Origin of the sequence: Flavobacterium inviolabile (genome assembly GCF_013389455.1) — a bacterium.
Taxonomy (GTDB): domain Bacteria; phylum Bacteroidota; class Bacteroidia; order Flavobacteriales; family Flavobacteriaceae; genus Flavobacterium; species Flavobacterium inviolabile.
The window spans coordinates 2,343,783-2,356,406 of record NZ_CP058278.1 but is presented as its reverse complement, the minus strand read 5'-3'; the positions used below and the strand labels follow the sequence as shown (position 1 = coordinate 2,356,406).

Sequence of the window (12,624 nt, the reverse complement as noted above, 5' to 3'; positions counted from 1 at the left end):
GAATACGGTGAACCGTTGCGGGTTACCGTTTTGTAAGTGCCTTAAAAAGAAATTATTTTTTACATTTTATCTGTTCGTATTTCGTTTGCAAATATACAAAATGTTTTTCACCATACTTGTCCGGCAAGGGCATAATGCTCTTTTCTAAAACCGGAAAAGCTGAAAAATCAGATTATATAGTACCAATTAATTGGTTATTACTTTTCAATCAGTACTATATTTTTTTTAAGCAGTCATTAAGCCAGACGGACATTAATGGCATTTTTTCCTTTCTTTCCTTCAGCCTCTTCAAATATTACTGCGTCATTTTCCTTGATCTTGTCTTTTAAACCGGAAACATGAACAAAAATTTCCTGTCCTGTTTCATCCTTTATGAATCCAAATCCTTTTGTTTCATTGTAAAATTTTACCACTCCTGTTTTCATGTTTTTTGTACTTTTTTTATTGGTAAATGTAATCGAAAATAGCATCCCACAAACCGGATGCTTTATTTTTTATTAAAAAAACAGGCATTTATACCTGTTACCGCCTGTATTTATCCCGCAATTCGCAGCCATCGCCATAACGGAATATATAGCTCATTCCGGACTGGCAACCGTTATTTCTGGGCGGCTTCTTGGATCGTTTCAAAAGTAAATTTCGGGTCGGAGTATTCGATCGGTACTCCGGATGTATAGCGGGGAATGTTCATATAGGTAATCGTTACACCACGTCCTAACAGCAGTTTGTGATCTTTTTTTAGCAAAGCAATCGGCACCCGTTTCCATTTGCCGCCGCCATAAGGTTTATAATAGTAATCGCCCTGCAGCGTATCGCCCATAATCTTTCCTCTCACCTCACCGGAATCTTTCATCGTTCCTTCATATTGTATCTCATACCGTCCGTAAAAATGTGTTTTGTTCTCCGCGATGGCCAAAAGCGCAGTATCCTTACCGTTTACGGCGCGGTAAAAAGTGTAGTTTTCTTCAAATTTCTTTGTTTTAGAGTCGCAACCATAGCAAAGGAATGCCAGCAGTATGGTTAATAATGTAATCGTTCGGGCAGCGGTTTGCCTGTGCTTTTTTTCCGGATGCATGCTTTCTTTTTTAAGGGCTGTAATTACTGTTTTAACTGTTGTTTTCTTTATTTATTGCAGCACATCAGGAAACACTAATCCCTTTGTTGTATTTGTTCCGGTATTCTATCGGAGTCAGTCCGGTAATTTTTTTAAAAATGGTACGGAATCCTTTGGTATCCGTATAGCCAATATCATACATTACTTCGGTTACATTTCTCCGGTTGGTTTCAAAACTGCGTTTGGCAAATTCTATTTTTACCCGGTTGATATATTCCAGAACCGAATTGTTGGTTGCTTTTTTAAAGCGTCTTTCAAAGCTTCTCCGTCCTAATGCGACTAAATTAGCCAGTTCTTCAATGGTTATTTTCTCCTGTGTATTCGCCTCAATAAAAAGCTGTGCCTGTTTTACCGCTTCGTCATTGTGGTTTTTCTGTCCCTGAAACATCGCAAATGCCGACTGGCTTTCGCGGTCAATATCTACCGCAAAATATTTTGACGCCAGAATGGCCGTAGCCCGGTCGGTATATTTTTCTACTAAATGAAGTAACAGATTCCAATAGGAATTTGCACCGCCACTGGAATAGATCCGGGATTCTTCCGTTAAAATACTGCCGTCGACCACCTCAACATCAGGATACATTTCCCGAAATTCATTTTGAAATCCCCAATGTGTCGAGCATTTTTTTCCGTCTAACAAACCGGTAGCGGCCAGTAAAAAAGCGCCCACACAAAGGGAAGCCACTTCTGCCCCGTTTGCATACTGTTCTTTTATCCAGGGCACAACTTTTTCATTGGCTTCCACAGCCGTTTTCATATCTCCGAAAAGCGCCGGAATCACTATTAAGTCCGTTTTCCCGACGTCCTCCAGCAGCTGGGTAGTATTGACCGTATAAAGGCCGTTATTGAGTGTTATCGTCTTTTTTAAACCGACCAGCTGTACATTAAACAAAGGCTGCCGACCTAATGCCGTCATAAATTGGTTTACTGCCGAAAATAAATACTGCGGATCTGCTATTGCCTGCAAAACAGCGGTTTCCGGAACTAAAATACTAACGTTTTTCATTGTAACAGGATTTATGCTGTAACAAATATAGCCTACATTTTGTCGCAAATGCCCTTTTAGTTGTCATTTTTACACAGTTTCATTTTGCCCGTTTCTGCGGAACTTTGTAATGTTATTAATCCCTTAAAAAATAAAAAAATGGCAACCGTATCTATTTACCTGAATTTTGAAGGCACTACAGAAGAGGCCTTTACCTTTTACAAATCTGTTTTTAAAACCGAATTTAACGGCGGCATTATGTATAACAAAGATATACCTGCCCATGAAGGAATGCCGCCTTTACCGGATGATGAGCTTAACAAGGTAATGCATGTTTCCCTGCCTGTTTTAGGAGGAATCAACATTATGGGTACAGACATGTTAGCGTCTATGGGGCATCAATTAATTGTAGGGAACAACACCACGATCAATCTGGAACCGGACAGCCGGGCAGAAACGGAACGATTGTTTAACGCCCTATCCGAAGGTGCTACCGATATCATGCCTTTGCAGGATATGTTCTGGGGCGCTTACTGGGGTTGCTGCCTGGATCGTTTTGGCATTCGCTGGATGTTTAATCACACACCGCAACAATAAAAAACAATATGGCACAGCTTCATCCCTATCTTACTTTTAACGGCAATTGCAATGAAGCCATGTCCTTTTACCGGGAATGCCTGGGTGGAAAATTAATGCTCCAGCGCATTAACGATGCTCCTTTATCGGAAAAAATGCCCGAAAAAATGCGCCAGTGCATTTTACAGGCGGTTTTAATTACCAAAACCTTTGTTTTAATGGGTACTGATATCGTGACTGAAAACGGGCTGAATAAAGGCAATTCGGTTTCTTTAGCCCTGCATTGCAGCAGTGAGGAAGAGATCCGGCATTATGCTGAAAAACTCGCCGCCGGAGGGCATATCCACCAGCCTTTAGCACAAAACGACCGGGAGGTACTGATCAGCGATATTACCGATCCGTTCGGCAATCACTGGCTTCTCTATTTTGACAAAAAACAAATTCTTTAAAAACACAACTATGGCACAATTACTTTATCCTTGTTTATGGTTTGATGGTCAGGCCAAAGCAGCAGCAACTTATTATTGTTCCGTTTTTCCCAATTCTGAAATAACCAGTGAAAACCCGATGGTTGTCCGGTTTGAGCTGAACGGCTTTCCGTTTATGGGACTCAACGGAGGTCCGCAATATCAGTTCTCTCCTGCCAATTCCTATGTCCTGGAATGTGATACCCAGGAAGAAATTGATTACTACTGGGAAAAACTGGGAGCCGGCGGCGTTTACAATCAATGTGGATGGCTGAACGATCAGTTTGGTGTTTCCTGGCAAATCGTGCCGGCTGTTTTAGCGCAACTGATGGCTGATCCGGAAAAAGCTCCGAGAGTTATTGCCGCATTTATGCAGATGACAAAATTTGATATTGAGAAATTACAAACCGCTTAAACCATTTACTATGAATCTATCAAAAACGAACCGAATCCTTTTCTGGTCGGCAACAATTTTAATCTTCCTGTTCGAAGGCGTAATGCCGGCACTAACGTCACAAACAGCACTGGCAAAAGAAGGTATCCGGCATTTGGGTTATCCGGAATATTTTGGCAATGCCTTAGTGGCTTTTAAGATCCTGGGCGTTATCATACTTATCGTTCCAAAAGCACCGAAACGCCTGAAAGAATGGGCCTACGCCGGTTTTACATTTGATTTTCTATTTGCCTCCATCAGTCATTTTGCCGTAGACGGATTGCATTTTGAGACCTTTTTCCCATTAATCGTTTTAGCCGTTTTAATGGTATCCTATATTTTCTATCATAAGAGCAGCACTGTTACAAACCTTAAAAATAATTAACGATGTCCTTTCAAGCGTATTTAGACAATATCCGGGCGAAAACCGGTAAAACTACTGCCGATTTTCAGGCAATAGCCGAAGAAAAAAGATTTACCGAAAACGGGCAGATCAAAAAAGAGATAAAGGCAACACAAATTACAGACTGGCTTAAAGACGAATATGGCTTAGGCCATGGCCATGCTATGGCTGTCTATGCTTTTCTTAAAGGGAAAAGGGAATAAAACTATTATGGATTGATTCTTACGGAAAAAGCAGCGATAATCAGGCCTACTGGCATTTATTCAGCCAGCTTGCTATTTTACCAATACCGTTTTCAAGTTTAAATCCGGCATTTGGATCGCTTTCGTTCAGGGAACTTAAAACTTTCCGGGCATAGTCATTCAGTAAAATTTCGATTGCTGTTTGCTGATATCCCTGTTTAAAGTATAATTGTATTTGAGGTTGTTTCCCGGCATGTATTACAACAGCGGCATATCCGATTACTTCTTTGTTATATTCGGCTAAGGCTATAGGCAATCCAAAATCTTCCGTAAGCAGTAATCTGCTATTTTGAGGTGTCGTATTCGTATCCGAAACATTGGTGTGTTTTTCTTTGTAAAGGGATTGAATGTGGTGTAAATCGGACAGGTACACCCGCCTGATTTTTGTTTTTTCTATTATATCGTTTTGTGTATTCATGCCATTTTTATGAATATAAAAGTCTTTATAACTCTAATGCCCAGTTTTTGTATATGCTGTATGCCTGCAACAGTACTCCGGTACAACCGATAAAAACCGGCAGTACATCAAACCTTACAGCATATACGAAATAGAGGAATATTACTGTTTGTCATTTAGCAATAATTCCATCTGGATATTAGCTCTTTTATAGGGTGTTGGACGTCCCGATATTTTCTGAAAGCCCATTTTATAATACAGGTTGATCGCCGGTTTTAGAATGGTATTGCTTTCCAGGAATATTTTTGATGCCCCCAATTTTTCAGCTTCCCTAATAATGGCCTGCCCCAATAGCCATCCAATATTTTTCCCCTGAGCTTTGGGCGATACTGCCATTTTTGCCATTTCAAAATCATAGTCCGGATCCTCCATTTTGATTAAAGCACAAACGCCTAATGGTTCACCGTCGTAAAGCGCGACAACAATTTTCCCGCCTTTGTTTAGTATATATTCCTCCGGATTGTCCAGTGCCTTATAATCGGCTTCTTCCATTTCAAAATAGGAGGAAATCCATTCTTCGTTAAGCGCTCTAAAAGCCGATTGGTATTGGGGCGCATATTCCACGACCTGTACCTTTTGGCTTTCGCGTAATTTTTTTTGCTCCTGTACTCTTTTAAAGATCGATTTTTGTTCCAGTAAAAATTCCCATTCTGCAAGCGCTTCCCAAAGGTTGTGTGTGGCTTCCGCAATAACACCGTCAATCGCAGCATCAATATCGGCCGATTGTACGTTTATTATTTTGTAGGCTACTTCTTTGCCTTTTTCGGTTAATCCTGCTAAATTCCTGCGTTTGTCTTCCGATTTCAGATTGTCCATCACCAAGCCGGCTTTTGCCATCTCCTTAATGATCTTTGTAACAGACGGCTGCGAATGCCCGATTTGTTCCGCTATTTCGGTAATGGTTCTTTCCCCGTCTTCCGACAAAATAAATAATACGGGAAACCACTTTGGCGAAAAGTCCACATCATACATCTCGTAAATTTTTGCGGCATCTTCGGTCACTTTTGCCGTTAGCAAACGCAGTCTGCTGCCCAACGCCATTTTTCCTGTTCTGTTAAATAATTCCATACTGTATTTTTTAATTTGCTTTTTATGTTTTTCCCCTTTCGTTTCCGTCCGGGAGATGCTTTGTTATAATATAACTGGGTCAAGGTTCTTCTTCTCTATTGATAGATTAAATTATGATAACCTCAACTATATATTTACTTATATAACCAGTTATGCAAATGTAAATAAAAAATTGAAATGTCCAAATAATGCAATTAAATTTGAAACAAAAGATCGTACTAAGGTATCTGTTTTTGAGTTTTTAAAGATCTTGAGTACCGTTGTGAAAGAGCAATTTAGGTATAGCTCAATACCAGAAATTCAGCCCTGTTAAATACGGCTGAATTTTAAATGGCACTGATCTCAAAGCAAACCTTTTCTATAAGTCAGAATCTGTTATGCTTCTAATTATCTTCGCCGGATTTCCACCCACTATGGTATTTGAAGGTACATTTTTCAGAACTACAGATCCGGCAGCTATGATGGAGTTATCTCCGATTTCAACACCACCAACTATTGCCACGTGTCCGCCAATCCATACATTATTTCCTATTATAATCGGACGGGCATTTCCCGACTTGTGTCTGTCTATAGGATGAATATTATGACCGGCTGTGTATATTCCCACGTTAGGAGCGATAAGACAATTGTCGCCGATCCGTACTTCGGCCATATCCAGAATCGTACAGTTAAATCCGGCATAAAAGTTTTTACCTACATGGATATTATATCCCAGATCGCAATGAAAATTATGCTCAATAGTAATTCCTTCTCCAACGGAGCCTAATAATTCCGTAAGTATCGATTTCTTTAATGTATCATTATCGTAATCGGCCGCGTTAAAACTCTGGATTAATTTGCCGGCTCTTTTAAAATCACCTGATAGTGATTGATCACCTCTTATATATTCAACTTTATCTTTCATTTTATCTGGAATTATTTTCTGCAAAGGTAAAATTTTGTATTTAATAAACTTTTCAGGATCAGGTTACGTTGTGGAAAAGGCGAACCATCATTCAATTTAGTTAAATAAAAACAAATTTGGACACCTAACGTAAATTCCCTTTCACAGTAATGAGATTAAAAAGTATTCCTGGTTGATGGCTGAGCTTCTTAATGATGATCGTATCGACCGGATCAAAACGCTAAATAAATCCGGATTGATAAATGGAAACATCTCATAAAAAGGATGAGGTATTTTTGTTTTTAACATAGATGGCATTAATCAAGGTAAGGGATGAATAATTGTATAAATTTGCATGGTTGTAATCTCTGTTGATTATGTTTAGACACTTAGGTAAAAACCGGACTTATTCCCATAATCTGAAATTAGCATCCATGCTATCTATTGTAGCAGGGATTGTGAATGTAACCGGAGTGATGTCAATCAAAGTACTTACTACCAATGTAACAGGTCATTTTGCTTATTTTTCAGAAGAAGTCGTGCTTCAAAATTATCCAACAGCTACTATTTTTCTATTATACATCCTGTTTTTTCTTTTGGGAGCTTTTTGTACGGGTGTACTTATTGAAATGTTTATGAGAAAGAATTTAGCCGTTTCTTATCTTATTCCAATGTTTATTGAGATGATAATCTTATTATTGGTATCGTTATTGGGATTTGATTTTTGGGGTTCACATGTTATAGCCTGCCTGCTGTTGTTTGCTATGGGACTTCAAAACGCACTTGTTACCAAGGTATCACATTCTGTGGTAAGGACAACACATCTGACCGGTCTGTTTACCGACTTGGGGATTGAACTATCACAATTGATCTTTTATCGGTCGGATATGTTCAGTTATAAGAAGATCAGGCAAAGCATCAACCTGAAGCTGATTATTATTTTTTGCTTCTTTTCGGGATGTCTTCTGGGTGGTGTATTGTATCACACCTTAGCACTGAAAACTTTGCTGATAGCAGTTTTGGTACTTCTGGCAGCATTATATTATGACTACGTGAGATTAAGGTATTACCACTTAAAAAGAAAGTTTAAACACTAACAATTGAGATAAAATATTTACTAATTTTTAATACAGAGAAATGATTATGTCTGAAGAAATGAAAGATTGCCCGCAATGTGGATCAGCTTATGGCTATTACCTGAATGATGAGCTATATGCCTGTCCAGAGTGTAGCCATGAGTGGAACCCAATAGCATTAGCAGAAGAAGGTAAGTTGGTTGTAAAAGATTCCAACGGGAACATTTTACAGGATGGCGATTCGGTGATCGTAATAAAAAACCTGCCGGTTAAAGGAGCTTCCGGGCCGGTCAAAGCGGGAACCAAGGTAAAGAACATTAGACTTGTGGACGGCGATCATAATATTGACTGCAAGATCGATGGTTTTGGAGCCATGGGATTAAAGTCTGAATTTGTTAGAAAAGCGTAGTAACAATATTACAATAGAACAGCTAGTAAATTTATGATAAACTGACAATGCTGATTCATCAATTTAATATTGAAGGTTGTGCTTATATAAAAAGGCAAGATATATTTTCTTGCCTTTTTATAGTTTTAGCTTTTACTGTTTTCTTCTGGCGATCAGCCCATTTTTAAGCTTTCTTCTTCTTTGAGTTTTCTTCTGCCTGCTTTTTCCGATTTTTATGCTCTGCATGAAATTACAATATACGGTAACCCATTCCACAAAACTACTTTTTCAGGGTAAGTAGTTACAGATACCGGAGTTTCATTTCTTCCATGTCCAGATACATCAAATGCTTGCGGATGATCTCTTCATTCAGGGTTGCTTCTGCCCTGTTCTTGTCATGCAGCCATTCCCGTTGCCGGTTAATGATATCCATATATACTGCCTTGCATTTTTCCGACATTTGATCATTATCGGCAATCAGGCTGTTATGTTCCCATTTAAGTGCCATTTGCTGCAGTACCGGCTCCGTGTTGAGCTGTTCGTTATAATTGGTTCGCAAATGCAAAAGCGCATGTTCTGCTAATTGCCTTTTGATCTGGTGTTCAATCTCCTCTTCCGGCAGATGCTGGTCCGGATCCGGCATGTTGATTTTCCGGATGAGATACGGCAAGGTCAGTCCCTGAACCAGTAACGTTAGCAGTATTACCACAAAGGTGATAAACAGGATCAGGTTACGCTGTGGAAAAGGTGAACCGTCGTCCAGTTTTAGCGGAATCGACAAAGCAGCTGCCAGCGAAACCACTCCGCGCATTCCCGTCCAGCCTATCAGCAGCGGCACTTTATACCCCGGACTTCGCCTGTCGGCCACTGTAATAAAATTACGGGCAATAAGCGTTACCACAACTGCACCATAGGACGCTATAATCCGGCCTACAATCAGCACCACGGTGATCAATACACCATACCCCACAGCTGTTGCAATACTCACACCTTCCAATCCGGCGGTAATCTCCGGCAAATCCAGTCCAATCAGGATAAACACCAGTCCGTTTAATATAAAACAAAAACTTTCCCACACATTAACGCCTCTTAGCCGTGAAGTGCCGCTAAGAAACAAATGCCGGTTATTCGACAACAGTAAACCGCCGCTCACAACCGCCAACACCCCCGAACTATGCACTTCCTCTGCTGCAAGATACATGATATACGGCGCTACCATCGTTAGCACTATATCCATATTTGCATCCGTTGGCAGATATTTATGGGCTTTCATAAAAATCCACCCGGTAAGCAATCCTACACCCAGTCCACCAATTACCATCCATCCGAAACTCAGGGCTGCTTCGTGCCAGACAAACTGACCGGTCGCTACGGCAACCATTGCAAAACGGAAAATAATTAAGGAGGACGCATCGTTTAGCAGGCTTTCGCCTTCCAATATTGACGATACCCGGCGCGGTACTTTTACAAACTTCAGAATGGCTCCGGCACTAACGGCATCGGGCGGTGATACAATTCCGCCCAGTAAAAAGCCCAAAGCCAGCGAAAAGCCGGGTATAAAATAATTAGCGACTAAAGCCACCGAAATAGCCGTCAGAAACACCACCACAAAGGCAAAGCTGACAATAATTCTGCGCCAGCGCCACATTTCTTTCCAGGAAACCGTCCAGGCAGCTTCGTATAACAACGGTGGTAAAAAGATAAAGAAAATCAGCTCCGGATTGATATGCAAAGCCGGTATGCCGGGAATAAAACTAATCGCCAGTCCCGCCACTACCAACAGCACCGGATAAGCAATCTTTACTTTATTGGCAAGCATAATGAGCAGTACAATCGCTACAAGCAAACTCAGGTAAAATGGTAAATGCGCTATCATGGGGATCAGGTGTTAGGTAATATAAAGATAAAAATTGTAGTTATTCTCCGGGCATTTTTTTATAGCACAAGCCATAGCCCCGCAAAAGTTAAATAGTCCAAATATATTTGCTTTTTGCTTTTTTGCTCCTTGCCTTTTGCTTTTTGTCTATTTGCTTTTTGCCTATTTGCCTCTTCACATCCCGCTACTCCCCTTCAAAAGCCCCTTTCATATCTTCAAATGCCCAGGCGGCCATTGCGCTGATAATCGGCTGTAAAGCATGTCCGGAATTGGTTAACCGATACGTTACAAAAGGCGGAACCACCGGCCTTGCTTCCCGGATGATCAGTTTATCGGCTTCAAGCTGTTTTAAATGCTGAATCAGCATTTTTTCAGTGATCGCCGGAATGGCGCGCTTCAGTTCACTATATCTTTTATCGCCGGAAGTAAGGTGATAGAGGATAATCGGTTTCCAGTAACCGCCTATTCTTTCCATTACATAAGTTACCGGACATTCCGCCAGGGCAAAACGCTTGTTTTCCTGTATGGTCGATGATTCTTTAATTGCTGTCATAATACATACTTTAGGGTAAGTACTTGTATAAAAGTAAGTACAAAGATACCTTTGTATAACAAATAAAAAAACAAAATATCATGAAAATTACAATTGCAGGTTCTCTTGGAAATATCGGTAAACCCTTAACCCAAAAACTGGTTGGCGAAGGCCATGCCGTAACGGTTATCACCAGCAGCGCAAACAGACAGGCGGAAATAGAAAACTTAGGAGCAAAAGCAGCCGTAGGTTCCGTTAGTGATGCCGCTTTTTTACAGCAGGCTTTTCACGGTGCCGATGCCGTTTTTTCGATGACACCTCCCAATATGGGCGGCAGCAACATCATTACAAACACGGTAAACGCCGGTAAAGCATTGGCTGCAGCCATAAAAGAATCGGGCGTAAAACGCGTAGTGATGCTGAGCAGTATTGGTGCCGATTTACCGGACGGAAACGGGCCGATCCAATCGCTATATCATATTGAGCAGCTGTTTAACGAACTGGATGCTGTAGCAATTACCTATCTGCGTGCCGGATATTTCTATACCAATTTTTACAATGATGTACCGATGATTAAAGGCATGAACATTATGGGCGGTAACATGGAAGCCAATACAACTTTACCGCTGGTACATCCAACGGATATTGCGGTGGCTGCGGCAGAAGCTTTACAGCAGGAATCTACCGGTAAAAACATCCGTTATGTTGTAAGCGATATAACAACTCCGGCGCAATTAGCCGCTACACTGGGAGCAGCCATAGCCAAACCGGCATTACCCTGGGTAACGTTTACAGACGAACAGGCACTGGAAGGTATGCAACAGGCCGGAGTACCGAAAGAAATTGCGGAACTGTATACCGAAATGGGTGCCGGATTGCGAAACGGAGCGATCCAGCATGACTTTATCCAACAGGGCAGCGTAATAACCGGAGCCATAAAACCGGAAGATTTCGCCAAAGAATTTGCTTCAAAATTCTAATTTCCGATTCCCGTTAAACAAAAAAGGAAAGCCTGTGACTTTCCTTTTTTTATTTATAATGTCCCGTCCTTTTAGTTTTTTAATGATGCCATATCAATCACAAAACGGTAACGCACATCGCTTTTCAGCATACGCTCATAAGCTTCGTTAATATCCTGCATTTTGATGATTTCAATATCCGAAACGATATTGTGCTCTCCGCAGAAATCCAGTAATTCCTGAGTTTCAGCGATGCCGGCAATAACAGAGCCGGCAACCGATTTTCTGCCTAAAATCATCGGAACGGTGTTCAGCATCGGGTTAAGATCCCCTAAATAACCTACCAATACGATTGTACCGTTAATGTTTAAGGTTGGGATATAATGGTTTACATCATGTACATAAGGAACGGTATCGATAATTAAGTCGAATTTACCGCTTACCTCAGCCATTTGTGCCTCACTTGTTGAAATAATCACCTGATCGGCGCCCAGTTCCAAAGCGTCTTTTTCTTTTTCCGGAGAACGGGAAAACAATGTTACATGAGCCCCAAGTCCTTTTGCCAATTTGATAGCCATGTGTCCCAGTCCGCCTAATCCCACTACAGCTACTTTACTGTCCTTTCCTACTTTCCAGTGTTTTAATGGCGACCAGGTGGTAATTCCGGCGCATAATAACGGTGCTGTCGCGGCCAGATCCAGGTTTTTAGGCACTTTTAATACAAAATGCTGGTCGACTACCACTTTTTCGGAATAACCGCCAAAAGTCTGCTGGTTCAGATGTTTGTCTTTACCGTTGTAGGTACCTGTGAATCCCGGAATACAGTATTGTTCCAGATCGTTTTTACATTGCTCGCATTCTCTGCAGGAATCGACCAAACAACCTACAGCAGCGATATCGCCTACTTTAAATTTGGTTACTCCGCTACCTACACTGCTCACTCTACCTACGATTTCATGTCCCGGAACAGCCGGATAAATCGTACCGCCCCAGTCGTTGCGCGCCGTGTGCAGATCGGAATGGCAAACGCCGCAATACAGGATTTCGATTTCCACATCGTTAGCCGTTACGGTTCTGCGGTCGATACTTAGTTGTGCTATTGCTGCATCGGGAGCCTGTGTCCCGTATGCTTTTACGGTGAATTTTTCCATTGTTTTTCTGTTTA

General features: G+C 41.1%; 17 protein-coding genes. 8 read left to right on the top strand and 9 right to left on the bottom strand.

What is annotated here, in order from left to right:
- Positions 1–236: 236 nt before the first annotated feature.
- The 3 genes from HW120_RS10535 to HW120_RS10525 form a co-directional block, all read right to left on the bottom strand.
- On the bottom strand, positions 237–425 hold the full coding sequence (locus tag HW120_RS10535; protein ID WP_177733909.1) for a cold-shock protein: 189 nt from the start codon (positions 423–425) through the stop codon (positions 237–239).
- Between the two features lie 173 nt (positions 426–598).
- Complete coding sequence (locus HW120_RS10530; protein WP_246296977.1) at positions 599–1,075, bottom strand: hypothetical protein; 477 nt, start codon at positions 1,073–1,075, stop codon at positions 599–601.
- 64 nt (positions 1,076–1,139) lie between these two features.
- Positions 1,140–2,120: a GlxA family transcriptional regulator gene (locus tag HW120_RS10525; protein WP_177733907.1), complete on the bottom strand. Its 981-nt coding sequence runs from the start codon at positions 2,118–2,120 to the stop codon at positions 1,140–1,142.
- 138 nt (positions 2,121–2,258) lie between these two features.
- Between HW120_RS10525 and HW120_RS10520 the strand changes: the two genes are divergently transcribed.
- The 5 genes from HW120_RS10520 to HW120_RS10500 are packed head-to-tail and all read left to right on the top strand — an operon-like array spanning position 2,259 to position 4,181.
- Positions 2,259–2,696: a VOC family protein gene (locus tag HW120_RS10520; protein ID WP_177733905.1), complete on the top strand. Its 438-nt coding sequence runs from the start codon at positions 2,259–2,261 to the stop codon at positions 2,694–2,696.
- Between the two features lie 8 nt (positions 2,697–2,704).
- Entirely contained in the window at positions 2,705–3,124 is a 420-nt protein-coding gene (locus tag HW120_RS10515) for a VOC family protein (protein WP_177733903.1), read from the top strand.
- 10 nt (positions 3,125–3,134) lie between these two features.
- Positions 3,135–3,557 carry a VOC family protein gene (locus tag HW120_RS10510; protein WP_177733900.1) on the top strand — a complete coding sequence of 141 codons (423 nt, stop codon included), beginning with the start codon at positions 3,135–3,137 and terminating at the stop codon, positions 3,555–3,557.
- Positions 3,558–3,567: 10 nt separating this feature from the next.
- Positions 3,568–3,960, top strand: a complete 393-nt coding sequence (locus tag HW120_RS10505) for a DoxX family protein (protein ID WP_177733898.1) — start codon at positions 3,568–3,570, stop codon at positions 3,958–3,960.
- A 2-nt stretch (positions 3,961–3,962) separates the two neighbouring features.
- A complete protein-coding gene (locus HW120_RS10500) occupies positions 3,963–4,181 on the top strand; it encodes a DUF4287 domain-containing protein (RefSeq protein ID WP_177733896.1) in 219 nt (72 codons plus the stop codon).
- Between the two features lie 46 nt (positions 4,182–4,227).
- On the opposite strand, the gene HW120_RS10495 is transcribed toward HW120_RS10500, so the two are convergent.
- The 3 genes from HW120_RS10495 to HW120_RS10485 all read right to left on the bottom strand — a co-directional run bounded on the left by HW120_RS10495 (position 4,228) and on the right by HW120_RS10485 (position 6,649).
- The gene (locus tag HW120_RS10495; protein WP_177733894.1) at positions 4,228–4,638 is read right to left on the bottom strand and encodes a hypothetical protein; all 411 of its coding nucleotides are present in this window, start codon (positions 4,636–4,638) and stop codon (positions 4,228–4,230) included.
- 141 nt (positions 4,639–4,779) lie between these two features.
- Positions 4,780–5,745, bottom strand: a complete 966-nt coding sequence (locus tag HW120_RS10490; RefSeq protein ID WP_177733892.1) for a bifunctional helix-turn-helix transcriptional regulator/GNAT family N-acetyltransferase — start codon at positions 5,743–5,745, stop codon at positions 4,780–4,782.
- Positions 5,746–6,103: 358 nt separating this feature from the next.
- Positions 6,104–6,649 carry a sugar O-acetyltransferase gene (locus tag HW120_RS10485; RefSeq protein ID WP_177733890.1) on the bottom strand — a complete coding sequence of 182 codons (546 nt, stop codon included), beginning with the start codon at positions 6,647–6,649 and terminating at the stop codon, positions 6,104–6,106.
- A gap of 356 nt (positions 6,650–7,005) precedes the next feature.
- Between HW120_RS10485 and HW120_RS10480 the strand changes: the two genes are divergently transcribed.
- Together HW120_RS10480 and HW120_RS10475 are read left to right on the top strand one after the other, a co-directional pair.
- Positions 7,006–7,725, top strand: a complete 720-nt coding sequence (locus HW120_RS10480) for a YoaK family protein (RefSeq protein WP_177733888.1) — start codon at positions 7,006–7,008, stop codon at positions 7,723–7,725.
- 46 nt (positions 7,726–7,771) lie between these two features.
- Positions 7,772–8,113: a zinc ribbon domain-containing protein YjdM gene (locus tag HW120_RS10475; RefSeq protein ID WP_177733886.1), complete on the top strand. Its 342-nt coding sequence runs from the start codon at positions 7,772–7,774 to the stop codon at positions 8,111–8,113.
- Positions 8,114–8,393: 280 nt separating this feature from the next.
- Here HW120_RS10475 and HW120_RS10470 read toward each other — a convergent pair whose 3' ends face one another.
- Positions 8,394–9,968: a Na+/H+ antiporter gene (locus HW120_RS10470; protein WP_177733884.1), complete on the bottom strand. Its 1,575-nt coding sequence runs from the start codon at positions 9,966–9,968 to the stop codon at positions 8,394–8,396.
- A 184-nt stretch (positions 9,969–10,152) separates the two neighbouring features.
- Positions 10,153–10,521, bottom strand: a complete 369-nt coding sequence (locus tag HW120_RS10465; RefSeq protein ID WP_177733882.1) for a winged helix-turn-helix transcriptional regulator — start codon at positions 10,519–10,521, stop codon at positions 10,153–10,155.
- 80 nt (positions 10,522–10,601) lie between these two features.
- Between HW120_RS10465 and HW120_RS10460 the strand changes: the two genes are divergently transcribed.
- On the top strand, positions 10,602–11,480 hold the full coding sequence (locus HW120_RS10460; protein ID WP_177733880.1) for an NmrA family NAD(P)-binding protein: 879 nt from the start codon (positions 10,602–10,604) through the stop codon (positions 11,478–11,480).
- A 71-nt stretch (positions 11,481–11,551) separates the two neighbouring features.
- Here HW120_RS10460 and HW120_RS10455 read toward each other — a convergent pair whose 3' ends face one another.
- A complete protein-coding gene (locus tag HW120_RS10455) occupies positions 11,552–12,610 on the bottom strand; it encodes an NAD(P)-dependent alcohol dehydrogenase (protein ID WP_177733879.1) in 1,059 nt (352 codons plus the stop codon).
- Positions 12,611–12,624 lie beyond the last annotated feature (14 nt).

Bases quoted from the DNA above. Each gene is read 5' to 3' on its own strand.
- HW120_RS10535 (WP_177733909.1), bottom strand. From the start codon at position 425: ATGAAAACAGGAGTGGTAAAATTTTACAATGAAACAAAAGGATTTGGA.
- HW120_RS10530 (WP_246296977.1), bottom strand. From the start codon at position 1,075: ATGCATCCGGAAAAAAAGCACAGGCAAACCGCTGCCCGAACGATTACA.
- HW120_RS10525 (WP_177733907.1), bottom strand. From the start codon at position 2,120: ATGAAAAACGTTAGTATTTTAGTTCCGGAAACCGCTGTTTTGCAGGCA.
- HW120_RS10520 (WP_177733905.1), top strand. From the start codon at position 2,259: ATGGCAACCGTATCTATTTACCTGAATTTTGAAGGCACTACAGAAGAG.
- HW120_RS10515 (WP_177733903.1), top strand. From the start codon at position 2,705: ATGGCACAGCTTCATCCCTATCTTACTTTTAACGGCAATTGCAATGAA.
- HW120_RS10510 (WP_177733900.1), top strand. From the start codon at position 3,135: ATGGCACAATTACTTTATCCTTGTTTATGGTTTGATGGTCAGGCCAAA.
- HW120_RS10505 (WP_177733898.1), top strand. From the start codon at position 3,568: ATGAATCTATCAAAAACGAACCGAATCCTTTTCTGGTCGGCAACAATT.
- HW120_RS10500 (WP_177733896.1), top strand. From the start codon at position 3,963: ATGTCCTTTCAAGCGTATTTAGACAATATCCGGGCGAAAACCGGTAAA.
- HW120_RS10495 (WP_177733894.1), bottom strand. From the start codon at position 4,638: ATGAATACACAAAACGATATAATAGAAAAAACAAAAATCAGGCGGGTG.
- HW120_RS10490 (WP_177733892.1), bottom strand. From the start codon at position 5,745: ATGGAATTATTTAACAGAACAGGAAAAATGGCGTTGGGCAGCAGACTG.
- HW120_RS10485 (WP_177733890.1), bottom strand. From the start codon at position 6,649: ATGAAAGATAAAGTTGAATATATAAGAGGTGATCAATCACTATCAGGT.
- HW120_RS10480 (WP_177733888.1), top strand. From the start codon at position 7,006: ATGTTTAGACACTTAGGTAAAAACCGGACTTATTCCCATAATCTGAAA.
- HW120_RS10475 (WP_177733886.1), top strand. From the start codon at position 7,772: ATGTCTGAAGAAATGAAAGATTGCCCGCAATGTGGATCAGCTTATGGC.
- HW120_RS10470 (WP_177733884.1), bottom strand. From the start codon at position 9,968: ATGATAGCGCATTTACCATTTTACCTGAGTTTGCTTGTAGCGATTGTA.
- HW120_RS10465 (WP_177733882.1), bottom strand. From the start codon at position 10,521: ATGACAGCAATTAAAGAATCATCGACCATACAGGAAAACAAGCGTTTT.
- HW120_RS10460 (WP_177733880.1), top strand. From the start codon at position 10,602: ATGAAAATTACAATTGCAGGTTCTCTTGGAAATATCGGTAAACCCTTA.
- HW120_RS10455 (WP_177733879.1), bottom strand. From the start codon at position 12,610: ATGGAAAAATTCACCGTAAAAGCATACGGGACACAGGCTCCCGATGCA.